The organism is Rhizobium giardinii bv. giardinii H152, assembly GCF_000379605.1.
Classification (GTDB): Bacteria; Pseudomonadota; Alphaproteobacteria; order Rhizobiales; family Rhizobiaceae; genus Pararhizobium; species Pararhizobium giardinii.
This window is the reverse complement of sequence record NZ_KB902724.1, coordinates 126,440-152,863: the sequence shown is the minus strand read 5'-3', so window position 1 is coordinate 152,863 and position 26,424 is coordinate 126,440. Positions and strand designations below refer to the sequence as shown.

The following is a 26,424-nucleotide window of genomic DNA, read 5'->3' as shown; positions in this document are numbered from 1 at the left end:
CGGCTGCCATCCGCATGTTCGATGCTTCCGGTCCTCGCCGGATGACAACCAGTGAGCAATCGTCATGACCGAGCTTTCTCTAGAATCCGCTTCGACTGTCCCAGCGGCGCGCGGCGCGATCGGTTCCGATCTGCGGATGCAGCGCGTCCGTTCAGCCTGGATATTCCTGGCGCCCACACTGTTCATGCTTGCCGTTGTCGCGGGCTGGCCACTGACCAGGACCATCTACTTCAGTTTCACCAATGCGTCGCTGACCAACTTGTCCGGCGCGGAGTTTGTAGGTCTCAAGAACTATCTGTCCTGGGTAACGCTGAAAAGCGGGCGTACCATATTTAGCGGTCTCCTCGCCGATCCGGCCTGGTGGGGTGCCGTGTGGAATACGCTAAAATTCACACTGATCTCCGTCAGCGTCGAAACCGCGCTCGGGCTGATCGTGGCGCTGGTGCTGAATGCGCAATTCCCCGGCCGCGGTCTTGTGCGCGCTGCTATCCTTATCCCGTGGGCCATTCCCACGATCGTATCGGCCAAGATGTGGGCCTGGATGCTGAATGACCAGTTCGGCATTCTGAACGACATCCTCCTGGGGCTCGGCCTGATCAGCCAGAAGATTGCCTGGACGGCAAGTCCGGACACGGCGATGATCGCGGTGCTGGTCGTCGACGTCTGGAAGACCACACCGTTCATGGCGCTGCTCATCCTCGCCGGTCTGCAGATGGTCCCCGGCGATATCTACGAGGCCGCACGCATCGACGGTATTCATCCTGTGCGGGTCTTCTGGCGGTTGACGCTGCCGCTCATCCGTCCGGCTCTCATGGTTGCCATCATCTTTCGCATGCTGGACTCACTGCGCATCTTCGATCTCATCTACGTGCTGACGCCGAACAATGCACAGACGCGGACCATGTCGGTGCTTGCCCGAGAAAATCTCTTCGAATTCGACAAATTCGCCTATGGAGCGGCAGCCTCAACCATGCTGTTCCTGATCATCGCGACGATCACGGTTCTCTACATGTGGTTCGGCCGGGTTAATCTGGAAGGAGAGCGCTGATGGTTGCCACCCTCGCAAAACGTACGGCGTTCTACGTCCTCGTCGCCGCCATCATCGTCATTTCGGTGTTTCCGTTCTACTACGCGATCCTGACGAGCTTCAAATCCGGTACCGCCTTGTTTCGCGTGGACTACTGGCCAACCTCGCTTTCACTTGCAAACTACACCGGGGTCCTGTCCGGTGGCAGCTTCCTTCGAAATCTCGGCAATTCGTTGCTGGTCGCCGGACTGGTGGTGGCTGCATCTCTGCTGCTTGCTGTCACCGCATCGTATGCCTTGGCCCGGGTAAGCTTTCGCGGCCGCGGCCTGCTGCTTTTGACCATCCTTGCGGTTTCGATGTTTCCGCACATCGCGGTGCTCGCCGGGTTGTTCGAGCTTATCCGCTGGATCGGCATCTTCAACACACCGTTTGCGCTGATTTTTTCCTACATGATCTTCACCTTGCCGTTCACGGTCTGGGTGCTGACCACCTTTATGCGGGATCTGCCGATCGAAATCGAGGAAGCGGCCATAGTCGATGGCGCACGCCCTTGGGTGATCATCACGCGGGTCTTCATGCCGCTGATGTGGCCGGCGCTCGTTACCACCGGACTGCTCGCCTTCATCGCCGCCTGGAACGAGTTCCTGTTCGCCCTGACATTCACGTCATCCGACATCCAGCGCACGGTCCCCGTTGCCATCGCCATGCTTTCGGGCGGCAGTCAGTTCGAAATTCCCTGGGGCAGCATCATGGCGGCTTCCGTAATCGTCACAGTCCCCCTCGTGATCCTCGTGCTGCTCTTTCAGCGACGGATCATATCCGGTCTCACTGCCGGCGGCGTCAAAGGATAGGAGAATAAAATGGCAGAGATTCAACTGCGGGATATCCGCAAGTCCTTCGGCGCCTACGAGGTCATCAAGGGTGTCAGCATGGACATCCGGGCGGGGGAATTCATGGTGTTCGTTGGGCCTTCCGGCTGCGGCAAGTCCACCCTGCTTCGGCTCATCGCAGGGCTGGAGGAAATCACCTCGGGCACGCTTTCATTCGATGGGCGGGTCGTCAATCAGCTTACACCTCCCAAACGCGGCATTGCCATGGTGTTCCAGTCCTATGCGCTTTATCCGCACATGACGGTTTTCGAGAACATGGCCTTCGGCATGCAACTGGCCGGGCGGGACAAGGCACAATGGAAGGAGCGGGTGGAAGCTGCCGCCGCAATGCTGCAGCTCACGCCTTATCTGCAACGTCTGCCGCGGCAACTTTCAGGCGGGCAGCGCCAGCGCGTGGCGATCGGTCGGGCGATCGTGCGCGATCCGAAAGTCTTCCTCTTCGACGAGCCTCTGTCGAACCTCGATGCAGCATTGCGCGTCGCGACGCGCCTGGAGATCGCCAAGCTTCACCGCAGCATGCACAAGACGACGATGATCTACGTTACCCACGATCAGGTGGAGGCCATGACGCTTGCAGATCGCATCTGCGTGCTGCGGGACGGCCTGGTCGAGCAGATCGGCACGCCCTTGGAGCTCTACGAGAACCCGAATTCGCTTTTCGTCGCCGGCTTCATCGGCTCACCGAAAATGAACTTTCTCTCGGGTGATTTCTCGCGACCCTATGACGCCCACACGATCGGCATCCGCGCCGAGCATATCGCGATCACGCCGCATGAGGGGCACTGGGCCGGCACGGTCGTCCATTCCGAAATTCTCGGCTCCGACAGCTATGTCTATCTTGATGTTGGGTCGGCAGAACCACTGATCGTCCGGGAAAACGGCGTCTCGGGACATCAACCCGGCCAAAGACTGCAGATCACGCCGATGGAAGGTTGCGTGCATCGTTTCGACATGGCGGGCCGGGCAATAGCCCCGGCAAAAATACGTGGTGCCGCTTAGTGGGTTAACGAGCCCTCATCCCCGCAAGCAGTGCCCAATGGGTGTTGCGAGGTCCGGAGCCTAATTGCCCGCGCAACGACGACTACTGGCACGGTCGTCGTTGCGCCTTCAATTTCGGACGCCTTCGACATCGCCATACCGAAGCTTTCAGCGAAGATAGCTGTACCGCCCGCATGATTGCCAAGCGCTCAACTGTGGCAATTTCCCTTACGGCGGCATTCCCTCCAGTGACCTTTGACAGACACACTGTGGCACAGCGATGCCGGGATTGGAGGCCGTCCACCTCTGCAAGCCCCGGCAGGGACCATCACGAAGAGGAGGTCACTCGACGATCGTTCTTTGTGCCTCGATGCGTGACGTTCGCCAGGAGGACCAGACGAAGGCGACGACGAACATCGCGGTCATCAACAACACGATGGTCGGGGCCGGCGCGCTATCGATGAAGAAAGAAAGGTAGACGCCAAAAAAGGACGCCGCGATCGCAACCAGGACGGCGACGACGAGCATGGCGCCCATCGTGCGGGTGATGAGGAAGGCGATGGCGCCCGGCGCGATCAGCATGGCGATGGCGAGGATCAGGCCGACGGCCTTCAGCGCTCCGACGATCGTCAGCGACAGGAGGGCAAGCAACCCGTAATGCAGCCAGTTCACAGGCAGGCCGACTGCCTTGGCCTGCGCGGGATCGAAGGCATGCAGCAGGAAATCACGCCATTTGACGCCAAGGATGCCGGCGGCGACGAGCGCAATCATGCCGGTCTCGATGAGATCGGCCCAGCCAATACCGAGCATGTCCCCGAAGAGGATATGGTCGAGGTGCACGTCGCTCTGGATCTTGGTGTAGAGCACCAGTCCGAAGCCGAACATGCCGGAGAAGACCACGCCCATCACCGTATCCTGTTTGATGCGACTGTTTTCCTTGAGGTAGCCGGTCAGGAGCGCGCAGGACATGCCGGCTGCAAAGGCCCCGACCGCGAGCGGCAGTCCGACGATGTAGGAGATGACGATACCGGGAAAGACCGCGTGCGAGATCGCGTCCCCCATCAACGACCAACCCTTCAGGACGAGGAAGCATGAGAGCATCGCCGTCGGGATCGCCACGAGCACGGAAATCAGAAGCGCGTTGCGCATGAACTCGAATTCGAAGACTGCAAGAAGCGTGTCGAGCGAGATCATCGAGCGACCTCCAGCGCTTCGGCACTGCGCCTGCGAGCGGCAAGCAGGCCATGCTTCGGGGCAAAGAGGAAGGCTAGAAGGAAGATCAGCGTTTGCAGCACGATAATGATTCCGCCGGTGGCGCCGTCGAGGAAATAGCTGAAATACGCGCCGAAGAAGCTTGTCAGTGCACCGATCGCCACGCTGATCATGATCAGCTTGGGAAAGCGGTCGGTGAGCAGATAGGCGGTTGCACCGGGGGTTACCACCATGGCGATGACGAGGAACGCGCCGACAGTCTGGAGCGCCGCGACAGTGCAGGCCGAAAGCAGGGTGAAGAACAGCACCTTCAAAAAGGACGTCGGAATTCCGATCGAGCGCGCGTGGCTCTCGTCGAAGAAGGTGACCATGAGGTCCTTCCATTTGGCGGTGAGGATAGCAAGTGAGAGGATGCCTATGAGCGCGAGCTGCAGCGTGTCGGCAGGCGTAATGGCGAGAATATTGCCAAGCACGATCGTCTGGATATTCACCGAGGTCGGCGACAGCGACACCATGAACAGCCCGAGACCGAAGAAGGAGGTGAAAATCAGCCCGATGATGGTGTCTTCCTTCAGCCGGGTACGCTGGTTGAGAAAGAGCATGGCGCCCGCTGCGAGTCCGCCGGAGAAGAAGGCGCCGAGCGAAAAGGGCAAACCCAGCATGTAAGCGCCGGCAACGCCGGGAACGATGGCGTGCGAGAGCGCGTCGCCGATCAGTGACCAGCCCTTCAGCATCAGATAGGACGAAAGAAAGGCGCAGACCGCGCCAACCAGTGCACTCACCCACATGGCATTTACCATATAGCCGTAGGTGAAGGGTTCCCAAAGCGAAGCCATCATTTGCCGTCGGCCCCCGGGTCACTCTCGGGCTTCGCCGGTTGCGATACCATTTGATCCTTTGCTCCGTACATGACCAGCGGCCTTTCGTCGTCGGTGATGACGGAAAGCTGGCGCGGATCGGCGTCGTCGTGCAGGTTTTCGCCACCCAAGACGAAATGACGAAGGACGCCACCGAAGGCGAGCTCAAGGTTCTCGCGCGTGAAGGTGGTATCGGTAGGGCCGAAAGCAAGCACAGTATTCTTCAGAAGCACGGTGCGATCACAGAATTCCGGCACGCTGCCGAGGTTATGGGTGGAGACCAGCATGACCCTGCCTTCGTCGCGCAAACCGATCAAAAGGCGAATAATCGCGTCCTCGGTCTTCACATCGACACCGGTGAAGGGCTCATCAAGCAAGATGACGCGACCATCCTGCGCCAGAGCACGGGCGAGGAAGACGCGTTTCTTCTGGCCCCCTGAAAGCTCGCCGATCTGGCGTTTGCGAAAGTCGCTCATGCCGACGCGGGCAAGCGCGGCCTCGACGGCGTCGTGATCGGCCCTCTTTGGGATCCGCAGCATGTTCATGTGGCCGTAGCGGCCCATCATCACCACGTCCTCGACAAGGACCGGGAAGTTCCAGTCGACTTCTTCGGCCTGGGGTACATAGGCGACGAGGTTTTTCTTCAGTGCTTCCGGCACCGAAAGGCCGAGAACGGAGATCTCTCCACGCGCCAGCCGGGCAAACCCCATGATCGCCTTGAACAGGGTCGATTTACCGCTGCCATTGACGCCAACCAGTGCCGTGATGGTTCCGGTCGGGATTTCGAACGAGGCATCACGCAATGCGCGATGGCCGTTGCGATAGGTGACAGTGACACCTGAGGCACGGATGCCGCTACCCGCCTCACCCGACGCCGGCGTTTCGCTGGGCCGGGTTTTCATCTGAAGGTTCATTGCGACAGGCCTTTCGCGATGGTTTCGGACGTCACCCGCAACAGGTCGACGTAGGTCGGAACCGGACCGTCCGCTTCGCTAAGCGAATCAACATACAGCACGCCGCCATATTTTGCCCCCGTTTCGCGCGCGACCTGTTGGGCAGGGTCCGGGGAAATCGTGCTTTCAGAAAAGACGACGGGGATATTGTTGGCGCGAACCGCATCAATCACTTTGCGGACCTGTTGCGGCGTGCCTTGCTGGTCGGCGTTGATCGGCCAGAGATAAAGTTCCTTCAGGCCGAAGTCGCGCGTCAGGTAGCTGAAGGCCCCTTCGCTCGAGACCAGCCAGCGCTTTGCCTCGGGTATCTTGGCAATCTCAGCCCGGATGGGCTCGATCGTCGCTTGGATCTTCTTCTTGTAGGCTTCGGCGTTGGCCTTGTAGGTCTCGGCATTGGCCGGATCGTATTTCACAAAGGCGTCCCGAATATTGTCGACATAGATCAGCGCGGCCGAAGGCGACATCCAGGCATGCGGGTTTGGCTTGCCGCTATAGGGTCCTTCGGCGATCCCCATCGGCTCGACGCCCTCGGACACGACAGCACCAGGGATATCGTCAAAGTTCTGGAAGAACTTCTCGAACCAGAGTTCCAGGTTGAGGCCGTTCCAGAAGATCAGCTTGGCATCATGTGCTTTCAGGATATCGCGCGGCGTCGGCTGGTAATTGTGGATTTCCGCACCGGGCTTGGTGATCGACTCGACGATTGCAGCGTCACCCGCAACGTTCTTTGCCATGTCTGCAATCACCGTGAAGGTGGTGACGGCCTTGAATTTCTCCTGCGCCCAGACAGCGCCGGGAGCGAGCGCGAAAGCTGCCAGTGCTGTTGCCGCTGCCAGTATCGCGCGTCTCGTCGGATCGATCATTCCATACTCCCTGATGTTGTCTGTGACAAGAACTAGGCGGATGGCCTGCATAAGTCAATGCAAATGCGAACCATTTGCAACTAGCTATTTTCAAACCCGCTACCCTTGGCTAGTGTTGAGACCATGAAACAGAACAAGAATCGGGTCGAGGAACTTGAGGGTGTCCTGCGCGACGGCGGCGTACGCGTAACGCGTCAGCGGGCCGCAATTCTGAAGATTCTCGCCGTTGCCGAAGACCACCCGGATGCCAGCGAACTGCACCGTCGGGCAAAAGAAATCGATGCAACCGTCTCGCTTTCGACCGTCTACAGGACGCTGTCTGCGCTTGAACAGCAAGGCGTCGTGCAACGCCATGCATTCGAAAGCGCCACGGCTCGCTTCGAAACCGCCGACGCCCCACACCACGATCATCTGATCGATATCGATACCGGTGCTGTCATTGAATTCCGCTCCGACAAGATCGAACAGTTGCAGGCTGAGATCGCGGCAGAACTCGGCTACGACCTCGTGCGTCACCGGCTGGAACTCTATTGCCGCAAGCGCAAGCACTGACGAGTAACGCCCTTGATGCTCTGCAAAGACGCCGAACAATGCGGCTGCCAGCGCCGCGCCATTTTCCTATAGTGCCGGTAATGGGACGAGGAGATAGGCGACAGCCTCATACCCAAGTCGGAAAGCCGTGATGTGAGACAGTCAAACTTTTGCTCCTACAGATGAACGACTGCCGAGCAAATGTCATGGAACAACCTTTTCGCCAGCGATGAACGCTTCATAGGCCGGATCCAGCGTAAATCTTTGCCGTGTTAAAAATTGTCGTTCGAAAGAGTTGCTCAAGACAACTCGTGTCTGCGCGATCGCGAGGATCCGATCGCATCATCTCTTGAGGCCCCTCCCCCTGGAAAATATTTTTATTGTTAAGCGTGCCGTTCACGCGATATAATACTTTATCTAAACTTCAGGCTGGGAGGTCTGACATGGCAAACGCATTGATGGAAGGAAGGAAAGTGCAGGACTGGGTCAATCTGGTCTTGGCGGCATGCGTCTTCATCTCGCCTTGGGTCATTGGCTTTGCGGCCGAAGCCACGCCAAGCTGGAACGCATGGATCGTCGGGCTCCTGCTCGGCGGGCTGGCGGTCGCGGCCATTTCGGCATTCGCCGAATGGGAAGAATGGGTCAATCTGGTACTCGGTCTCTGGCTGGCCGCGTCCCCTTGGCTACTCGGTTTTGCGGCCAACATGAACGTGATGTGGACGAATGTGGTGCTTGGGTTGCTCGTTGCCGTCGTATCGCTCTGGGCAGTCTGGGATCATCATCATCCCCACGCTCACGCCTGAGCCCGAACCGGGACATGACTGCAAAGGCCCGCCGCACTCGCGCGGCGGGCGGTGGACTGCGAGTGAAGACATACATCCGAACATTGCTTCTTCCGCTTGCGTAGGCGGGCCTGTGTATTCCGCAAAAATCAATGGTTTAGCGCTAACAGCTTGCACCCAACATCATTAACTTCAGTAGCAGATCGCGCAAGATTATCAGGTCGCTGCTGCACAACACTCCCGACGACGAGGCAGACGAACTCAATGCCGTTCTTTCGTCGCCCCGGTTCTCTTCGGGCCTATCGGCTATTCCGCGGACTTACAACTGGAAGTCCCGCAGCTTCGACAAGACATTATTGGAATCTTCGCCTGCCTATTCAATAACTTACTTTAATCTACTCATGTATTTTCGGTGACCCGAAGCGTTATTGACCCATTCCCAACCCCCAATTTTTTACATGATTTCTGCATACACATAACCCACGCTGCAAAAGACGTGAGAATGACAACACATCCTGTTTTTCTCGTGCCTCAACTCGAAGGCCCTGACAGGCGTACAAGGACGTGTGGCCTGTGATCAAATCCTGAAACTCCCGATGAAAGGTTTGAGATCGGACCGGTGAAAAGAAATCAACGCGTTTACACCGAAGGCAACCTTTCATTAAGGGAATTCCATTAGCTGGCCGTGCCCTGGTATCTTGCGCTCAGCGCGCTAGTCGAATGTGAATGACATGCCCCGCCTCCCCGCCTCGCCTTCCGTATTTCGTCAGAAAATTTCGTCCTTTTGCGATCTGCGTCTCGCCTGCACGCTGTCGAGCCACGACCACGAAAATCTCCGAAGCTACATGCTTGGCTTCGTCACGCGCCGAGAAAAGCCGCCGCAGAACGCCGGCAAGCTCGACTGGAAGCAAATTGCGATGGCCTGCGATCTCAACGGCGAAAGCCTGCGCTTCGCAAAACAGGTCGCGCGGCATGGCTTCGATGCGATTGTCCGCTGGCTCGAGGAAACGGGAAACCGTCCCGTTGAGGGAGGGAGCATCCGCGAGACGTCCCAACACCGCTAAAAAGACGGGACACTAGCCGGCTTGGTAAGCTGCCTCTGACGCGCAACTGATCGTCCGCTTGCACCGCTATGGCACCTGGTATTCAGCGTTCATCCATTTCACATACGGTGCAATCTCGAATATGCATTGGAATGAGATGGGGTTAGGTTCACTGATCGGAGCAGGGAGCGCTGCGAGAACCATGAGCGAAACGCGACGTAAGCTGACGACCATCTTTTCTGCTGACGTGCAGGATTATTCGCGCTTGATGGGCGCGGACGAGGAAGGCACATTGGCGATGTTGAAGCGGTATCGCGACGCGATGTCGCGTCTGATCGGCTCTCACGGCGGACGGGTTATCAATACCTGGGGTGACGGGTTGATCGCCGAGTTTCCGAGCGTCGTCGAGGCAGTGCGAGCGGCCGTGGACGTTCAAAACGAGCTGGCCGGCATGAACGCTGCGCGACCGGCGGACGGGCGCATGTTGTTTCGGATCGGCATCAACCTTGGAGATGTGATTGTCGACGGAGATGATATCTATGGGGATGGAGTCAACGTCGCCGCGCGACTACAGGCGTCGGCCGCGGCCGGCGGGATTGTAATCTCGAATACCGTCTACGACCAGGTCCGCAACAAGGTGGCTGTCGGGTTCGAGTTCCTTGGGCCATTAGCGGTGAAAAATATCGAAGATGCTGTGCCGAGTTATGCCGTGCGCATCGGCGATGATACAGCTGCGGCATCGCCCACCGCTGCAGCAATAATACAGCATCCGGCGGCCGCCCAGACGAAACCCCGACAGCCACCCGGCGTGAGAGCACGCAGGATACCTGCTCTACTCGCCGTGGCCGCGGTGGCTGTGGTTGCCATCAACTTGCTGACCTGGGACGGCGTCTTCTGGGCTCCCTGGCCGCTTCTTGCCTTTGCCTTCCTGGCAGCGATGATCTGGGTCCGGGCCCAGAACCGCATCGACAAGCGCCTTGCCGGCTTTTCTGTTGTTGTGCTCGGCATTATCGCGATCAATGTCTTGTCGTGGCAGGGAACATTCTGGGCGGTCTGGCCCCTTCTCGCGATGGCTGTTGTCGGTAGTGTTCGATGGCTGACACGTCGTTGATACAATTGCCATGCAGACGCAGTTTTAGCGTCGCAGAACGGGCGATCGCGCCGCTATGCTGTCGAACTCCACACTCTCGGCGCCTCTGCTATCCAACTTGCGCCGAAGAACATGCAGGGCTGGAGACCGGCATCCATGGTGTTTCGATTTGATCCAGACGAGGAAAAAAGCAGTGCGGAAAATTGGCATCATCGGCTGCGGCAATGTCTCGAAGGCCACGCGCTCTCATCCCAATCCCGACGTCTACCACAAGGGGTGGCTCGTCAACCTTCTCGCACCGGTGAAATCCGTTGCCGGGCAAACGAAATCTCCATGTGTTTCCCGCACGATCGGCTCCGGCCCAAGGGAGGATCAGAGGATCGAGGTTGAGGTGGCGACACACGTCTCCGCGGTGCTGGAGTTCGCAAGCGGGGCGGCCAAACCGCTCACGACCAGCTTTGACATCGGGAAACATGATCACAATCACGTCGAGCTCTGTTGCACCATCGGCTCGATGATCTTGCCCGCCCCCAACAAGTTCGCAGACGAAGTGAAGACGGCCCATCGCAAGGAAGACCGGTCTGTCGCACAGCAGATCCATCCCTATGGCGACGTCAATTACCGCATTCTCGGCCTGGCCGACTTGGCGGAAGCCATTGTTTCGAACAGGCACATCGCGCCGATCAGGACGACAAGCTGCACGTCGTTGCGATCATGGAATCGATCCTGGATTCCGCGAGCGCTGACATGTAGCTGCGCGCGCCCTGAGCCCATGCGCACGAACCTGCCGTTGGCATTCTTGAATAGGAGTGCATCATGAACAAGAAGGCCCTGATCTTCTGGGGCGGCTGGCAAGGCCACACTCCAGAGCGAAGCGCGAATGTCGTCAGGGACATCCTGTCGGACAACGGTTTCGACGTTCAGATCGAACAAGGCACCTCGGCGCTCGCCAATCTCGCCATCGGCGACTTCAACCTCATCGTACCGGTTGTGACGATGTCGACGATCGAAAAGCCGGAGCTCGATAACCCGAAACGGCACAGGGTTCGCTGGCTTTCATGGCACCATGTGCGACAGTTTCCGAAATGAACCGGATTACCAGTTCATGACGGGCGGACAATGGGTCGCGCACCCTGGCAATATCATCGACTACCGGATCGACATCGCCAAGCCGCTGGATCCCATCGTCGAAGGTATCGGCAGCTTCCTCTACCGGTCCGAGCAATATTACATGCATGTCGATCCCGAAAACGAAGTGTTGGCAACGACGACCTTTACCGGCGAGCATCTCGACTTCATCAAAGGCGTCGTCATGCCGGTCGTCTGGAAGCGCCGGTATGGCGCGGGCCGGGTCTTTTACAGCGCGCTCGGACACACGGCCGGAGAATTCGAAGTGCCGCAGATGCGGAGGATTTTCGAACGTGGGGCTCTTTGGGCTGCACGCACGCCGCGCTGAACGCTTCTGGCGTCATCAACCGGTAGAGCTCGGCCTGCCCGCAGCCGAACAGACCTCAGGGCGTCAAAGTCGTCGGCACTGTCGCTGGCTTACCGAACTGTGGCGATCGGTGCGCATGATCCCCGCTCGACGATGGTGCAGCCAAGTTCTACGCGGCGTGCCGGCAGTTGCTCGCCGAGGGTCCGCAGGCAGTATTCCATTTCATCGAGCGCCATGCGGCCGATTTGTGCGAGTGGAGCATGAACCGTGGAAAGCGGTGGGTCCATCATCTGGCCGCGAAGAATATCGTCGAAACCAAGCACCGAGACATCCTGCGGAACCCGGTAACCCTTCTCTTTCAGGGCCTGGATTACACCAATGGCGATGTTGTCGGCAAGGCAGAACATGGCGGTGAGATCGCCAAGGCCGCCATTCTGCTCCAGCCAGCGCCGCATGCTGTGGGCCGCCTCCTCCGGTTCGAAACTGTCGATCATGATGATGGATCCGCGCGCGCCGATCGCCTCATGGTCGCGGATCGCCTCGCTGTAACCGTCCTGGCGCTGGCGGATGGTATATCGCCCCGGCCAGCCGACCAGCGCGATATTGCGGTGTCCGAGATCGAGCAGATGCTGCACCCCCAGGCGCGCACCATAGCGATTACCGATGCCGACGGATCCCACCCGCATCGTCGGGTCCTGTCCGGCCAAAAGCAATGCCGGTCGATCGAGCCGGGAAACGGCTTCGAGCAACTCCGGATTTTCGTCGAAATAGACGATAATTCCGTCCGACTGCATCTCCCGGATCCGGCTCAATACCGGTCCAGGACTAAGCCGCTTTCCCTCCGTCACCAACGGCTTGATCTGGACGCCGCGCGCCGCACATTCCTTTCTGAGGCTTTCCAGGATAGTCCACGAAACATAGTTCGTGTCGTTCTGCGGCAGCATGTCGGCCGAAGCCACGAGCATGACGGATTTCAGCGTCGGCTGCATGGCCCGGCGGATGCGCGAATCGAGATACCCGCTTTCGCGCGCAATTGTCATCACGCGCTCGCGCACGCCTTCGGAAATCTTCGCGGTGCCGTTCAGCACATGGCTGACCGTGCTGACGGAGACGCCGCTCTGTTCCGCTATCTTCTTGATGCTCACGAGGTCATTTCACTCCACTGCTGGCCACACCTTCGGTGATATATTTCTGCAGGAAGAGGAATACCACGGTTACCGGCAGCAAGGTAACGACCGTCATTGCCAGAATGTAGTGCCATTGCACGTTGAACTGGCCCTGCAGGGAGTTAAGCCCGATCTGCAGCGTGTAGTTGTCGGGGCTGGATAGAACGATCAGTGGCCAGAGGAAATCGTTCCAACGCCAGATCACCGAGAAGATGGCAAGAACCGCCAGCGCCGGGGCGCAGAGTGGCAGCACGATGCGCCAGTAAATGCGGAATTCGGAGGCTGCATCCACCCGAGCAGCCTCGATCAGATCGTCGGGGATGGTCAACATATATTGACGCAGCAGGAAGACGCCGGTCGGCGTCGAAACGGTCGACAGGATCACACCCCACAGATTGTCCGCGAGATTGAGCCCGACGATCACCATGAACGCGGGCACCATGATCACCGAAAGCGGGATCATCATGGTCGACAGAATGAGCGCGAACACGGCGTTGCGGCCGGCGAAGCGGTATTTCGACAACGCAAAGGCGGTCAGCGAATTCAAGAACAGCGTCAAAGCCGTGGCAACCACCGTGACGAACACCGTGTTCCAGAGGTAGCGGAGGAAATTGAACTGCTTCAGCGGCTCGGTATAGTTCGACCATTGCAGATGGAACTCCTTGAGCTGGCTGAGCTCCGAGACCGGAACGCGGAAGGTTTCCTGCGGCTTGGCCGGATCCAGCACGGTCGCGGCCAGACCGATGCGGCGGACCAGCGCCACCGTCTGCTCACTGCCGTCGGGCGCCTTTCGTATCCAGACCGACAAGGGCTTTGACTGGCCCTCGATGGTGATCGTCTGCGCTGCGCGCGGAACGAGCGCCGGCGGAAAGGAATTGATCTCGGCCTCCGTTTTCAGGGAGGAAATGACGGCCCACCCGACCGGAATGGCAACGACAAGCGTGCCGAGAATGGCCCAGCCCCAGGCGAGCCAATCGGTCAGATCCATCCGGCCCTTTTGCCGGGTGCGGGTGAGAAAGGCAATCATGTCAGACCTCCGCTTTCTTGGCGAGCCAGAGCTGCGACAGAGTGAGGACAAGCAGCCCGATGCCCATCAGGACGGAAGCAGCCGAGGCCAGGCCATAGAGGCGCAGTTCCGGCGAAAAGGCCGTCTGATAGATGAACTGGACGATGAAGGTGTTCGCCGTGCCGGGTCCGCCGCCGTTGGTCAGCACCCAGGCTTCATCGAAAACCTGTACGGAGCGGATGAGAAGCAACACCGTGACGACGAGGAGGTTGGGCATCAACAGCGGCAAGGTGAGGCGCCAGAATTGCCGCCACTGCGAAGTTCCATCGATCTGCGCAGCTTCATAGATATCACGTGGGATCGCCTGCAGACCGGCAAGGATGATCAGCATGTAGAAGCCCATGTGGAACCAGATGGAGACATAGACGACCCACGCACGTGACCAGCCGACTTCAAGCAGGAAGATGATCCGCGTATCGAGCCACTCGGTCAAAAAGCCGTTAAGCAGGCCCTCGCGCGCCAGGAACCATTGCCAGACCAGACCGACGACGACGGGGGACAGAAGCACAGGATAGAAGAAGACTGCACGGAAAAAACCACGTCCCCACGTCAACCGATTGAGCACAAGCGCCGTCATCAGGGCAAAGAACAACGTGCCGAGCGTATTGAGCAGGGTATACCACCAGGTATTGTGAACGGCGGTCCAGAAGAGGTTGTAGCGGCAGGTGGCCGGCTCCAGATAGTTGCCGCAATCGAGCAGCGCCTTGAAATTCTCAAGCCCGACATAGGGCCGATCCCAGATCAAGAGATCGGTCCCGCCGGTAAAGGCATAGGCGATGGCAAGGCCGACCGGCACGAAGACGAAGATCGTAAAGAGCACCATGTTCGGCAGGATGAAGACATACGGCATGCGCGCGACGCCGATGAGGCGCTGCAGCGCGGCCATCGGCGTCTCAACGACCCGCATCACCGCATCAAGACCTTCGCCAACACGTTCGCTGCGCGCAACGGCGCGAGGCGCTATACTGGCGGGCGCGCTCATGTCCGTGCCTCCTTCAGCGACCGGCCGCTCGCTGCCGAAAACAGGTGGGCGAAGGCAGGATCGAAGGTGAAGGCGAGGCTTGCCCCCATCTCCGCCTCGAAATGTCCCGGCACATGGACGATCGTCAGGTCTTCGCTCTGGCTGGTCCGCCCGTAGACGAAGGTTTCGTGCCCCATGCTCTCGACCTGTTCCACGGTCATCGTTCCGCCGCCTGCTCCCGGTTCGGCGGCTCCGAGCTTCAGATGCGACGGCCGCAAGCCGATGACGATGTCGCCCTCCGCCTCAATGCCGGCGATGGCGTGCGGCACGGTGAAGCGGCCGAGGTGAGCGCTCTCCACGCTGACGCCAGTGCCGTCGGCCGAGACGACCTTACCCGGATAGATGTTCATCCGCGGCGAGCCTATGAAGCCGGCGACAAACAGGTTGGCGGGCCGTTCGAACAGGTCGAGCGGGCGGCCGATCTGCTCGACCTTGCCCTTGTTGAGGACGACGATCTTCTGCGCCATGGTCATGGCCTCGACCTGGTCGTGGGTGACGTAGATCATCGTCGTCTTCAATTGCTTGTGCAGCTTGGTGATTTCCGAGCGGGTCTGGACCCTGAGCTTCGCGTCAAGATTGGAAAGCGGCTCGTCGAACAGGAAGACGCGCGGCTGGCGCACGATCGCCCGGCCGATCGCGACACGCTGACGCTGGCCGCCGGAAAGCGCCTTCGGCCGTCTGTCGAGATAGCCGTCGATCGCCAGCATGCGTGCGGCCGCCTCGACGCGGCGATTGATCTCCGCCCTGTCCATACGCAGGTTTTCGAGCCCGAAGGACAGGTTCTTGCGCACGCTCATATGCGGATAGAGGGCATAGGACTGGAACACCATGGCAATCTGGCGCTCCGCCGGCGAGAGGTCGTTCACGCGCTGATCATCGAAGCTCATCTGCCCGGCCGATATGGGCTCGAGCCCGGAGATCATTCGAAGCAGCGTTGACTTGCCACAACCCGACGGCCCGACAAGAGCGACGAATTCGCCGGAGTCCACGTCGATATCGATACCGTGGATGACTTCCAGCGTCCCGTAGGATTTGCGGAGATCCCTCATGGATATTGCGGTCATTTGCTCTTCCTCCCAAGTTCCCTGCCGGACGCGCCGCTTGCGGGCGAAGGCGCGTCCTCTGCGTCAGCGCGCGTGCCGTCTCGATTCCATCAGGAACAACCCGCCCAGCGCCTGGCCGTAAGGTGTCGGCAGATTTTTGATCCGACGATAGAAATCGAGGTCCTCGCCCATCGGCGTCCCGTCGGAAACATCCATCAAAAGGCCGGTCTCGTCGATTCGGGAGAGGATGGCGTTCAGCGATCGCTCTGCGGGCACCCTGAAGCTCTCGTCGATCAGACCCTCCCGAATACCTGCAAGAATACCGTAACCGATACCTGCCGTGGCGGAAGCCTCGACGGGACTGCTGGTGTCGTCGAGCAGCGTGTGGAACATGCCCTCGTCGTTCTGGAGGTCCTGAAGCGTCGCCACCTGCGTCCGGTAGACTTCCTTCAAATAGCGGGCGATGGCGCCTTCCGGCGGGGCGAGGCGGAAAAGTTCGGGGATAGCGATGGTGATCCAGGCATTGCCCCTGGCCCACAACGCGCGCGCATAGTTGTGCCGGCCGAGAAAGGTCCATCCGTGGAAAAAGAGACCGCTCGCCGGATCACCCAGAAACCGGATATGGCAGAGGAACTGGTAGTGGGCATCCTCGATCCAGTCGGGCCGCTCACAGAGCCGGCCCGCCGTCGTCATGAACAGCACCGCCATGAACAAAGTATCGTCCCAGAGCTGGCCCTCGTTGTCGCGCTCCTTGACGAGGTGCTGGTAGCCACCCTCCTCGGTGCGTGGCATCTCGTCAAAGATCCACTGCGCCCAGTCCCTGACGATCACCTTCCAGTCTTCCCGCTCGAACTTCTCCGCCAGCAGAGAAAACACCAGCATGGGGGACGTGGAGTTCACCTGACGGCGCGGCAGGCCGCGGGCGAGCTGGTTTTCGTACCAGCGGATCAGCCTGCCGAAAGCGGCCTGATCGTCGCGCTCCTCGGCGTCGCGAAAATAGCCGTAGAGCCCGACGCCGACCTCCCAGTCCCACTCGTCGAAGACAATTTCGCCTGTGTCGGCATTGGCAGCGTCGCCGATACCCTTCAACCGGCGAAAGCCACGGGAAATCTGCGAAATGGCTGATGTGATGTCCGCCGCCGGGATCATACGGAAAGCTCCTTCATGACAGTCCAGGGATGAAGCGAACCGCTATCGACGCCGACCTGCGGCACGATAGAAAGCGGTTCGAAAGGCATGGGTGCTCCGGCACGCCGCAATTCTCCCTCGAACGGGAGCATCAGCGTGCCGTCGGGATGATCGAGCGTCAGGCTCATCGCTACCGCGTCGAAGCGCGGCGCATGGGCAAGGCAGCTGTCCCGGAATGCCGAGAAGTCGCCGTGCACGTCCGCGCTGCCGGCCACCATCAGCCAGGCCGCCTTCTCCGCATGCATGCGCCATTCCATGCCGGCAAACAGCCCTTGCTGGAGAGCCACAAGCGCCGTGGATCCGTAGATGCCGACATAGCCGTCCGCGACGCGTGCAAAAATCCAGTTCGTCTCGACGACGACTTCGTCGCAAAGCTCAACCGGCACGAACACATGCGTAAAACGAATGGGGTGGGGATGGCGCGTCAGGTCAAAAAGCACCAACGCCACGTTGTCGTACTGGGCCACGCGCGGATTGATACCGTTGCCGGCCCAATAGGACGGGCGGCTGCCGCCCCAGACCTTGAGGTCGCCCGGGTGATTGACCCAGAAACGCGCCAGCATGTGGCCGGAAAGCTGGATATCGGCCATGTGTTGCTGGTGGCCGAGCTCTCCGGTCTTGTACTCCGCAACACTGGACAGTTGAGCATCCGCGCATTTCCAGAGTGAGAGCTTGGCGTTCATATTCAGCCCTTGGGTATAGCGGGCAGCCAGCCGCTTGCCCTTGGGCGGAAACGCAAAGCTGGTGGCAAGCAGCGGCGGCTCATAGTCCGACAGGGCGAGAAGAGCGGCCGCGCGATCATGGCCGGCGTACCAATTGCCGCCGAAAGCGATCGCCGCCACGGAGGCAAGCTCGGTTGCCGCCCCGGCAAACAGCTCCTTCTCGTAGATCCGGCCCTGCGACCCCGATGGTACGCTTTCCAGCGTATGCAGCGCCGTCATGACGAAGATCTGGTCCAACAGAGCACGCGTTCGGTCCTTCAGACGCGCATCATCGGTGTTTTCGAACAGCGTGAACAGGCCGAGGAAGTCGATCGGGTAATAGGCGGCAGAGTTCCATTCCGCCAGGCCATGCTCGTCGATTGCATCGAACCAGCGGTGCAGCCGCTTCTCAGCCTGCGTCCGATGCTCCAGGCCGGTTTTGCCGCTGTTCGGAAAGATCTCTTCCAGGAACAGGTCGCCAGCCAGATATTGGGCGATATGGAAGCAGAGGACATGGTTCTCGCTCCAATACCACATCACGTCGTTGCCGGGTTCATCCAGCCAATAGCGGAAATTGAGGATGACACCGCGCAGCCTCTCCCAAAGGTCGTCCGGCAGTTGCGTCCCCGCGTGCTTGCGGTAAATCCACAAGAGCGGCAGCAGCCAGAAATCGGCGCAATCATGGCGCTCGATGACCGACGGCAACGCGCTCTCGATCAGCCGCAAGGCCTGTTCGGGTTCTTTGCCGAGCGCCATCAGCACGAGGGCGCGCGACGGCTCGTTCTTGCCACCGGCGGACATGACATCCAGGGCCACCCGCTTGCGGTCGGCAATATGGCTCTGGTTGAGCGAGAGCGGCGGCGGCAGGATGGAGGTGCCGAGGCCGCGCTCGATCCGCACGCCGCCGACCCGAACGACAAAGGTCAACGAGATGCATCCGGCCCTGAGGCCAGCAATATCGAACAGCTCTGCCGCCGGACTATCCTTCGAGATCGTAAATCGAATCGGTTGCGCCGACTTGCCCGCTCCGTCCGGCAGCACATTCATCGTCACCGTTTCGGACGGATGCCAGTCGGGTCCAAGCTCGATCTCCACCGGGCGATCGGGCAGATAGTCGGCAATCACCTGTACCGTGCCCTTGTCATAGAACAGACGGTCGGTGCGCAGGCCGTTCAGCGTCGCCTCCACCTCGCGCATCGAGTGACTGTCGATCTCAGCCAGAATACCGGCGGCAACACCGTTACCTTCAAGCAGCGTCAGCTTGAAGAAACAACTCGTGTCGCGCTCGTGCAGATCTTCCAGGAATACGGTCAGAACGCTTTCGCCGTTCGGAAGATCGGCGGAAAACGCGGCGGAATGGCCGATGTTGCGATCATAGGGTTCGTGCGCCAGAACCTTCGTTTCATCGAGCCAGACATGCATCCCGCCGCAGGTTTCAGCAGCGAGGCGCACCGTCTGCGCCCTGTCCGCCGTGATGATGCAGCGCATCCAGCGGCGGATAAGAAGCGGGCGAAAGCAGAAGGTGGAAAAGTCGACGCGGGGGTCCTCGCCACCGAGATAGAGATTCGAAAAATCAACCTTCGGCGGCAGCCTGATGTCGCGCGTCAGCAGCCGCGCCCGCAGCGCCTCGCGACACGGCAGGTCGCCGGTTGCAACCCATCCATTGATGAAGCGGTAGTCGATTGCATCCGGCATCGGGCGGGCCGTTCCCGGAAAGTATTCAACCTCGGCCTCGCTGACATGCCAGCGGTTTATCGCTTGCCCCGGCAAGAGGGGCCAAAGCGTGGCGCCGGATCTGAGGCCACCCTGCTTCGCCCCACCAAAAGATAATGAAATGTTTTTCATTACTCCTCGAAATCTCCTCACCGCACATTTCATTTTTGTTGACTTATATGCAGAAATAGCCATTAAATCCGGCCTAGGCAATGAAAATTAGTTATCGTTTCTATGAAAATTATTTCATTGCGGTTGGAAAGTATCGATAACGGGAGGAACGCATGACCTTGAAAACCCTGAAAATTACCGCTCTCGCGCTCGCCCTTGGTACGGCCGCGCTGCCGGCATTCGCCGAGACGATCACCTTCGCCTTCACCGACGACGATCCGAATTATGTCGCCATGATGGAGAAGCTGGTCGATCAATTCGAGGCGGAGAACAAGGACATCACCGTCGATTTCGTCACCGCCGGCTATGCGCAGATGATGGAACAGCTGCCGCTTCAGTTGTCTGTCGGCAAGGGGCCGGACGTGGCCAAGATCACCGCCAATGATCTCCTTCGCTACACGGCCGACCTGCGGCCCTACATGAAGGATCCGGATGGTTTTGCGAAGCTTCACGGAAAGTCGCTGGATCTCATCCGCACGCCGGGCAGCGCACCTGACAAGATCGGCGGCTACGTTGCTTCGCAGACGCTCAACCAGCCCTTCGTCAATGTGACCCTGTTCGAGCAGGCCGGCGTGCCGCTGCCGAAAAAGGGCGCGACGCTCACGGAAATCGTCGATGCATCCGTAAAGGTCGCCAAGGCCACCGGCGTCGAGATTCCCTTCACGATGGACCGCTCCGGCCACCGCTTCGCCGGGCCGGCTTTTTCCTATGGCGCCCACTTCCTGAAGGACGGGCAGCTCATATTCCCCGATGAAGGCGCCAAGCGCTATATCGCCGATCTCTACAAATGGACCCAGTCCGGGGCGTTTCCCAAGGAAATGTGGGGAGCTGCCGGCGGAACGCGTTACAAGAACATGGGCGACGAGTTCGCCAGCGGGAACGTCGTGACCTATCTCGCCGGAAACTGGATGATCAACCCGTTCGTCACGAAGATCGGCGATTCCTTTGACTGGACGGCGATCGACCCGCCCTGCGGTGATGCCGGTTGCGTGCCGATGCCGGGTGCGACGTTCATCGTCGCCTTCCAGCACACAAAGGCGCCCGAAGCCGCGGCGAAGCTGATCGAGTTCCTCGGCTCGGAAAAAGTCCAGCGCGATATCGCCGAGCAGTTCCTGATCCTCACAGGCGCCCAGATCGACAATCCGCAATACAAGACCGACAGCGCCAACGCCAAATCCTCGATGGAAGCTTTCGCCCGCAATGTCGGCAATGTTCCGGAAGAAGCGCGCACCATCGAAAAGACACAGGGCGCCAGCGCGGTTTACGGTTCCATTGTTCAGCGCATGAGCCAGTTGATCGTCGGCGAACTGTCGCTTGAGGACACCTACGCTCAATTGGCCGCCGATGCCAAAGGGGCGAATGTCGAAATCGCCAAATTTGCCGCTGCTGCCAAATAGTGGGAGCGCCTGCGATCGGCGCCGTTGTCAGGCCGCGGCGCCGATTTCACGCAGCAGAGCGCCACGCACCCGGGCGGATGCGTGGCGCTCTGCCTGAATGACAACATCAAGAACAGACCCATGGACATTCGCGACACGATTCATCCCGAGCATGCCAAGGCGCTCGATACGGAAGGCCTGCGCGCCCATTTCCACATCTCGGGTCTTTTTGCCCCCGACGCCATGAACATGACCTATACGCACTACGACCGTGTGATCGTGTTTGGCGTCTGTCCGGTCTCAGGAACGGTGGAGGCGCCGAACGACGTTTCTGACGTGACCGGCACCGACTTCCTGCTTCAGCGCCGCGAAATGGGGATCATCAATATCGGGGGCCCGGGCAAGGTCGACGTGGACGGCGAGACCTACAGGCTCGCACGGCAGGAAGGTCTCTATATCGGCGCCGGCGCCCGCAACATCGTCTTTTCGAGTGACGATGCGGCGCATCCCGCCAAGTTCTACGGCAATTGTGCGCCCGCACACACGCACTATCCCAACAAGCACGTGACGATCGAGGAGGCCTCGCCGGTGACGCTCGGTGCGCGCGAAACCAACAACGAGCGCACGATCTACCGCTATCTCCACCCCAAGGTCATGCCCAGCTGCCAGCTCTTGATGGGCCTGACCAAGCTTGCGCCGGGCAGCAACTGGAACACGATGCCGCCCCATCTGCATGACCGGCGGATGGAGGTCTACGTCTATTTCGACATGGCGCCGGAAGCCGTGGTCTTCCACATGATGGGAAAGCCGCAGGAAACCCGTCACATCGTCGTGCGTAATGAGGAAGCGGTCATTTCGCCGCCCTGGTCGATCCATTCAGGCTGCGGAACCCTGGGCGATGTCCGGCGAAAACCAGGTTTTCGAGGACATGGACATGGTGCGGCCGCAGGACCTGACGTGATCAATGTTTGATCGGACAGGACAGGTGGCGCTCGTCACCGGGCCCCGTACGGGAATTGGCCAGGCCACGGCAATTGCACTTGCCCGGGGCTGGAGCGTGGGCGGTTCAAAGACTACACTGAACGAAGAATGGAATGCGGCGGCTTTAATTGTCTGACCTGTAAAATAAGGCCCGGCCGCTTGGAATGAGTTGCAGCAGGTAATCAAAATCACTGACGTTGGCCGTGAGCACCGTGAAACCCAACTTCATCGCCTGCAGAAAAAGCACACAATCCTGAAGCGCACGAAGACGGGCATCGCGCTGATAGCCTTGAAGACGGCAAAGCATACCCGAAAGGAGCGCCGCCCTCCCCAACACATCGCTATCGGGAGCAAAAGTCCGATGCGGCTGCATGGCATGGATCGTCATCCCGATCTGCCGTACCGCGACCTTCGTACCGGGATGCTGGGGATCCAGAACACCAACCGTATGCATCAACTCCTGAACGGCCACAGACGAATGGTTGCTCTGTCTGATATCCAGCAGGTCGGCGACGATGTCACGGGCACGCCCCTGCAAACCATCGATATAGACGCACGTGTCAAGCAGGAGTTCCTGGCCGGCCTCTGCAATGTCGCCCACGAAAGGAAGCTCTTCGTCATCTCGCTGCGCGAGGGTCTTTTGAGGGTCAAACCGTGCCTCGAAATCAAAGACCGGCACCTTAGAAGCCAAGCTTCAAGTCGGGATCGACAGTTCCCCGCGTTTTCCGGAAGGTTGCCCCGAAACTGTCATCGAGAGCTACATTTGCCAACGCGAATTCGATGAGATCCGTGTCCGTCTCAATACCCGTATGTTTCTTTGCCTGTTCGATGAGTTCGGGACTGATACGACCGCCGATGCGCTTGCTTTTCTCGCCCAGTAAACCTGAGTGCTCCGCAGCTTTCATCACCGCCTCGAAGCGTGCTCTGCTGACAGGGACGAACTGGCCAGTCCTTGCATTTCGATCGACTTTCGCCCTCGGGCCACTGGGCTCCTTTGCCGCAGCCTTTTTGCTAGCGCCCTGCTTTTTGACCACCGCCACACCTGTATGTCCAACAATATCACCATTTGTCCAACATAGCACGGCAAGGAGAATTTCAAGGAGAGCCTTCAGGAGCGCCACAACTACAAGACGGTGAATGAGAAAGCGAGGCGCCATTACCGGCCGCGAACTCATCCAAAAGCTCAGCCGAGTTTGAAACCATTCGCCGTGAGATAGACGGCGTAGAGCGAGCTCGTCGCCGTGATGAACAGGTGGTTGCGCCTGGCGCCACCGAAGGTCAGGTTCGAGACGATTTCGGGAATGCGGATCTTGCCGATCAACGTTCCGTCCGGATCGTAGCAGTGAACGCCGTCTTGGGCGCTGGCCCAGATGCGCCCTGTCCGATCGATCCGGAAGCCGTCGAAGAGGCCGCTGGTGCATGTCGCGAAAACCTCGCCACCCGACAGCGTCCCTTCCTCCGAGACCGAAAACCGGCGGATATGGCGCGGCCCGTTTTCCAGGTGGCTGGCGCCCGTGTCGGCGACGTAGAGCAGCCGCTCGTCCGGCGAGAAGGCAAGCCCGTTGGGCTTTTCGAAATCGCCGGCGACCTTCACAACGTCGCCGGACTGTGGATCGACGCGATAGACGTGGCAACCGCCGATCTCTTCCTCTCCGTATTCTCCTTCGTAGTCGTGCATGATCCCGTAGGAAGGATCGGTAAACCAGATCGAACCGTCGGATTTGACGACGACATCATTGGGCGAGTTGAAGCGCTTGCCTTGGAAGCGGTCGGCAATTACCTGCACCGTGCCGTCGAAGTCGGTGCGCGTCACCCGCCGCGTCAGGTGCTCGCAGGTTACCAGGCGGCCCTGGTTGTCCACGGTGTTGCCGTTGGAATTGTTCGAAGGCTGCCGGAAGACGGAAACGGAACCGCTGGTCTCGTCAAACCGCATCATGCGGTTGTTCGGAATGTCCGACCAGACGAGAAAGCGGCCAGGCGCGAACCAAGCCGGCCCCTCCAGCCAGCGCCCGCCTGTCCACAACCGTTCCACGCGGGCATGGCCGACGAAACACGCGGCAAAGCGCCGATCAAGAACTTCAAACCCCGTTCCGTCGATCTCCCCGAACATGTCTTCGCCCTTTCAATATTTCGCCGTCTGGCAATTGCCTCTGGCCCGTTGTTTCTTTTGGATGATAGCGATAACATGTATCTGCATAAACAGGTTTTTGACGCAATCGTCCATGCGGAAGCAGCAATGACGAAAATTCCCGACGGCAAGATGGCGGAACCGCCGACCATGAGCGATGTGGCGCGACGGGCTGGCGTTTCGGCAATGACCGTATCGCGGGCACTGAAAAAAGGCAGCCACGTTTCCAAGGCAACGCGCGAGCGAATCGCGCAGGCCATCAACGAGCTCGGCTATGTCCTCGACCAATCGGCCGGCAGCCTTTCGTCGCGACGCACCGGCTTTGTCGCTGCGATCATCCCCTCGATCAACAATTCGAACTTTTCCGACACGGCGCGCGGCATCACCGATGCGCTGGAAGGAACCGGCCTGCAACTACTCCTGGGTTATACCAACTATTCGGTCGACCGGGAGGAAGAGCTGATCGAAGCCATGCTGAAGCGGCGGCCCGAGGGCATCATTCTGACCGGCGGCTCCCATACCCCGAGGGGCCGGCGAATGCTGGAACAGGCGGGCATCCCTGTCATCGAGACCTGGGACAGGCCGGCTCAGCCGATCGACAAGGTCGTGGGCTTTTCCAATGGCGAAGCGATGGAGCTCCTGGTCAAAACGCTGGCAGGCAAGGGCTATCAGCGCTTCGGTTATATCGGCGGCACGACGGCGCGCGATACGCGCGGCAGCCAGCGCCGGGCGGGGTTCGTTCGCGCCCTGGAAAGGCTAGGCCTTCCCTCCGACCGGTTGATCTCCTTCGGCGTGCCGCCCATCTCCATGGAACAGGGCGCGCAGGCGGTCGTCAACATGCTGGAGCGCTGGCCGGATACGCAAGTGGCCCTTTGCGTTTCGGACCTTTCGGCCTTTGGCGCACTGATGGAGTGTCAGCGCCGGGGCCTGAAAGTCCCGGATGACATCGCCATTGCCGGTTTCGGCGACTATGAAATCGCCGCCTGCTGTCATCCCCGCATGACGACCGTCAACGTCGATTGCTACGGCATCGGTCGACAAGCGGCGCTGAAGCTGACACAGACGATTCAGGCGGTGTCGGCAGAGCCACCGGAACCGATCACCGTCACCGGCTTTCGCGTTGTCGAGCGCGAGAGCACGTAAGCAGGCGTCGGTAACAGACCGCTAGAACGCGATCTGCACCTTCATCGAGCGGCTGCGGTCGCCGGCCGTTTCGAATGCCGCAACCGCATCGTCGAGATCGAAGATACCGGTCAGAAGCGGTTTTACATCGACGCGGCGACGATTGATGAGATCGACGGCAAGCGCAAACTCCTCGTGGAACCGGAAGGTGCCGCGCATGTCGATTTCCTTGGCCACCACAAGGTTTTGCGGAATGGAAACGTCGCCGCCGAGCCCGAGTTGCATCAGGATCCCGCGCGGTTTCAGCACTTCGAGGCCGGAGCGGACGGCGCGCTCGTTGCCGGACGCCTCGAACATCACGTCGAAATAGCCCTTGTTGGCCGAATAGGCCGCCAGCTTGTCGCCGTCGGTCGCGACATTGATCGTGCGGTCAGCGCCGATATCCGCTGCTTTCGCAAGCACGGCGTCCATCACGTCGGTCGCGACGATCTGCGCGGCGCCATGGGCGCGGGCGGCAAGAATGCACAATGCACCGATCGGGCCGCAGCCGGTGACCAGCACGCGCTTGCCAAGCAGCGAGCCCGCCCGGTTGACGGCGTGCAGCGTTACGGCGAACGGCTCGGCAAAGGCAGCTTCGTTGATCGAGACGTCGTCGGCCACTTTGTGGCACTGCCAGCTCTCGGCAACCAGACGCTGGCGAAAGGCGCCTTGAATATGCGGCATCGGCATGGCGCTGCCGTAAAAGCGCATGTTGAGGCAATGGTTCTGCTGTCCCTTCAGGCAGTAATCGCACGCATTGCATGGCCGGCTCGGCGAAACGGCCACCCGCTCGCCGATGGTGAAACCCGTCACGCCACTGCCGAGAGCCTTGATCGTGCCTGCGACCTCGTGGCCGAGGATCATCGGCTCGCGCAGCCGGATCGCACCGAAGCCGCCGTGATTGTAATAGTGCAGGTCGGAACCGCAAATGCCGCCGGCCTCGATGGCAATCTCGACCTGGCCCGGACCAGCCGCCCCCGGATCGGTATCCTCGATGCGCAAGTCCTTGGCTGCGTGGATGACGATGGATCTCATGGCTATTCCTCCG

Annotated in this window: 25 protein-coding genes and 1 pseudogene; 12 read left to right on the top strand and 14 right to left on the bottom strand. The window is 59.8% G+C overall.

Annotated elements, in window-relative coordinates:
* Positions 1-64: 64 nt before the first annotated feature.
* From A3AY_RS0129275 to A3AY_RS0129265, 3 genes are read left to right on the top strand one after another with little or no spacing between them, the layout of a single operon-like run.
* Complete coding sequence (locus A3AY_RS0129275) at positions 65-1,048, top strand: carbohydrate ABC transporter permease (RefSeq protein ID WP_018329227.1); 984 nt, start codon at positions 65-67, stop codon at positions 1,046-1,048.
* Positions 1,048-1,878, top strand: a complete 831-nt coding sequence (locus A3AY_RS0129270) for a carbohydrate ABC transporter permease (protein ID WP_018329226.1) — start codon at positions 1,048-1,050, stop codon at positions 1,876-1,878. Before A3AY_RS0129275 ends, A3AY_RS0129270 begins: the two co-directional genes overlap by 1 nt.
* A gap of 9 nt (positions 1,879-1,887) precedes the next feature.
* Positions 1,888-2,916 carry an ABC transporter ATP-binding protein gene (locus A3AY_RS0129265; protein ID WP_018329225.1) on the top strand — a complete coding sequence of 343 codons (1,029 nt, stop codon included), beginning with the start codon at positions 1,888-1,890 and terminating at the stop codon, positions 2,914-2,916.
* Positions 2,917-3,237: 321 nt separating this feature from the next.
* Here the strand turns inward: A3AY_RS0129265 and A3AY_RS0129260 are convergent, their stop codons facing one another.
* From A3AY_RS0129260 to A3AY_RS0129245, 4 genes are read right to left on the bottom strand one after another with little or no spacing between them, the layout of a single operon-like run.
* Positions 3,238-4,089, bottom strand: coding sequence for a metal ABC transporter permease (locus tag A3AY_RS0129260; RefSeq protein ID WP_018329224.1), 852 nt, complete (start codon positions 4,087-4,089; stop codon positions 3,238-3,240).
* Entirely contained in the window at positions 4,086-4,946 is an 861-nt protein-coding gene (locus tag A3AY_RS0129255) for a metal ABC transporter permease (RefSeq protein WP_026203957.1), read from the bottom strand. The genes A3AY_RS0129260 and A3AY_RS0129255 overlap by 4 nt, the downstream gene beginning before the upstream one ends.
* Positions 4,943-5,878: a manganese/iron ABC transporter ATP-binding protein gene (locus A3AY_RS0129250; RefSeq protein ID WP_018329222.1), complete on the bottom strand. Its 936-nt coding sequence runs from the start codon at positions 5,876-5,878 to the stop codon at positions 4,943-4,945. Before A3AY_RS0129250 ends, A3AY_RS0129255 begins: the two co-directional genes overlap by 4 nt.
* A complete protein-coding gene (locus A3AY_RS0129245; protein ID WP_018329221.1) occupies positions 5,875-6,780 on the bottom strand; it encodes a metal ABC transporter substrate-binding protein in 906 nt (301 codons plus the stop codon). The genes A3AY_RS0129250 and A3AY_RS0129245 overlap by 4 nt, the downstream gene beginning before the upstream one ends.
* A 123-nt stretch (positions 6,781-6,903) precedes the next feature.
* On the opposite strand from A3AY_RS0129245, the gene A3AY_RS0129240 reads away from it, so the two are divergent.
* The 6 genes and pseudogenes from A3AY_RS0129240 (at position 6,904) to A3AY_RS36480 (ending at position 11,682) form a co-directional block, all read left to right on the top strand.
* On the top strand, positions 6,904-7,332 hold the full coding sequence (locus A3AY_RS0129240) for a Fur family transcriptional regulator (RefSeq protein WP_018329220.1): 429 nt from the start codon (positions 6,904-6,906) through the stop codon (positions 7,330-7,332).
* Between the two features lie 422 nt (positions 7,333-7,754).
* Positions 7,755-8,114 carry an SPW repeat protein gene (locus A3AY_RS0129235; RefSeq protein ID WP_018329219.1) on the top strand — a complete coding sequence of 120 codons (360 nt, stop codon included), beginning with the start codon at positions 7,755-7,757 and terminating at the stop codon, positions 8,112-8,114.
* A 710-nt stretch (positions 8,115-8,824) separates the two neighbouring features.
* Entirely contained in the window at positions 8,825-9,157 is a 333-nt protein-coding gene (locus tag A3AY_RS36490) for a hypothetical protein (protein WP_018329218.1), read from the top strand.
* Between the two features lie 181 nt (positions 9,158-9,338).
* Positions 9,339-10,247: an adenylate/guanylate cyclase domain-containing protein gene (locus A3AY_RS0129225; RefSeq protein ID WP_018329217.1), complete on the top strand. Its 909-nt coding sequence runs from the start codon at positions 9,339-9,341 to the stop codon at positions 10,245-10,247.
* A gap of 172 nt (positions 10,248-10,419) precedes the next feature.
* Positions 10,420-11,046, top strand: coding sequence for a hypothetical protein (locus tag A3AY_RS36485; protein WP_051108433.1), 627 nt, complete (start codon positions 10,420-10,422; stop codon positions 11,044-11,046).
* A pseudogene (locus tag A3AY_RS36480) lies at positions 11,043-11,682 on the top strand (ThuA domain-containing protein). The gene A3AY_RS36485 and the pseudogene A3AY_RS36480 overlap by 4 nt, the downstream one beginning before the upstream one ends.
* A gap of 89 nt (positions 11,683-11,771) precedes the next feature.
* Here A3AY_RS36480 and A3AY_RS0129210 read toward each other — a convergent pair.
* The 6 genes from A3AY_RS0129210 to A3AY_RS36475 form a co-directional block, all read right to left on the bottom strand.
* Positions 11,772-12,806 carry a LacI family DNA-binding transcriptional regulator gene (locus A3AY_RS0129210; protein ID WP_018329216.1) on the bottom strand — a complete coding sequence of 345 codons (1,035 nt, stop codon included), beginning with the start codon at positions 12,804-12,806 and terminating at the stop codon, positions 11,772-11,774.
* 4 nt (positions 12,807-12,810) lie between these two features.
* Complete coding sequence (locus A3AY_RS0129205) at positions 12,811-13,854, bottom strand: carbohydrate ABC transporter permease (RefSeq protein ID WP_018329215.1); 1,044 nt, start codon at positions 13,852-13,854, stop codon at positions 12,811-12,813.
* Position 13,855: 1 nt separating this feature from the next.
* A complete protein-coding gene (locus A3AY_RS0129200; RefSeq protein WP_051108439.1) occupies positions 13,856-14,800 on the bottom strand; it encodes a carbohydrate ABC transporter permease in 945 nt (314 codons plus the stop codon).
* A 71-nt stretch (positions 14,801-14,871) separates the two neighbouring features.
* A complete protein-coding gene (locus tag A3AY_RS0129195; protein ID WP_018329213.1) occupies positions 14,872-15,978 on the bottom strand; it encodes an ABC transporter ATP-binding protein in 1,107 nt (368 codons plus the stop codon).
* Positions 15,979-16,041: 63 nt separating this feature from the next.
* Positions 16,042-17,106, bottom strand: a complete 1,065-nt coding sequence (gene bglB / locus A3AY_RS0129190; protein ID WP_018329212.1) for a beta-galactosidase BglB — start codon at positions 17,104-17,106, stop codon at positions 16,042-16,044.
* Entirely contained in the window at positions 17,103-19,691 is a 2,589-nt protein-coding gene (locus A3AY_RS36475; protein ID WP_018329211.1) for a hypothetical protein, read from the bottom strand. The genes bglB and A3AY_RS36475 overlap by 4 nt, the downstream gene beginning before the upstream one ends.
* Before the next feature lie 152 nt (positions 19,692-19,843).
* Between A3AY_RS36475 and A3AY_RS0129180 the strand changes: the two genes are divergently transcribed.
* Together A3AY_RS0129180 and kduI are read left to right on the top strand one after the other, a co-directional pair.
* Positions 19,844-21,127: an ABC transporter substrate-binding protein gene (locus tag A3AY_RS0129180; RefSeq protein ID WP_018329210.1), complete on the top strand. Its 1,284-nt coding sequence runs from the start codon at positions 19,844-19,846 to the stop codon at positions 21,125-21,127.
* A gap of 120 nt (positions 21,128-21,247) precedes the next feature.
* Complete coding sequence (gene kduI / locus A3AY_RS36470) at positions 21,248-22,078, top strand: 5-dehydro-4-deoxy-D-glucuronate isomerase (RefSeq protein ID WP_338053535.1); 831 nt, start codon at positions 21,248-21,250, stop codon at positions 22,076-22,078.
* 133 nt (positions 22,079-22,211) lie between these two features.
* Here the strand turns inward: kduI and A3AY_RS0129170 are convergent, their stop codons facing one another.
* Genes A3AY_RS0129170 through A3AY_RS0129160 form a run of 3 tightly spaced genes read right to left on the bottom strand, consistent with a single transcriptional unit; the run spans position 22,212 to position 24,197 of the window.
* Positions 22,212-22,778, bottom strand: a complete 567-nt coding sequence (locus A3AY_RS0129170) for a type II toxin-antitoxin system VapC family toxin (RefSeq protein ID WP_018329209.1) — start codon at positions 22,776-22,778, stop codon at positions 22,212-22,214.
* Positions 22,768-23,262, bottom strand: a complete 495-nt coding sequence (locus A3AY_RS40905) for a hypothetical protein (RefSeq protein ID WP_234913125.1) — start codon at positions 23,260-23,262, stop codon at positions 22,768-22,770. The genes A3AY_RS0129170 and A3AY_RS40905 overlap by 11 nt, the downstream gene beginning before the upstream one ends.
* A gap of 8 nt (positions 23,263-23,270) precedes the next feature.
* A complete protein-coding gene (locus tag A3AY_RS0129160; RefSeq protein ID WP_018329207.1) occupies positions 23,271-24,197 on the bottom strand; it encodes an SMP-30/gluconolactonase/LRE family protein in 927 nt (308 codons plus the stop codon).
* 126 nt (positions 24,198-24,323) lie between these two features.
* Between A3AY_RS0129160 and A3AY_RS0129155 the strand changes: the two genes are divergently transcribed.
* Positions 24,324-25,358: a LacI family DNA-binding transcriptional regulator gene (locus tag A3AY_RS0129155; protein ID WP_040669375.1), complete on the top strand. Its 1,035-nt coding sequence runs from the start codon at positions 24,324-24,326 to the stop codon at positions 25,356-25,358.
* 21 nt (positions 25,359-25,379) lie between these two features.
* On the opposite strand, the gene A3AY_RS0129150 is transcribed toward A3AY_RS0129155, so the two are convergent.
* The gene (locus tag A3AY_RS0129150) at positions 25,380-26,411 is read right to left on the bottom strand and encodes an L-idonate 5-dehydrogenase (protein WP_018329205.1); all 1,032 of its coding nucleotides are present in this window, start codon (positions 26,409-26,411) and stop codon (positions 25,380-25,382) included.
* Positions 26,412-26,424 lie beyond the last annotated feature (13 nt).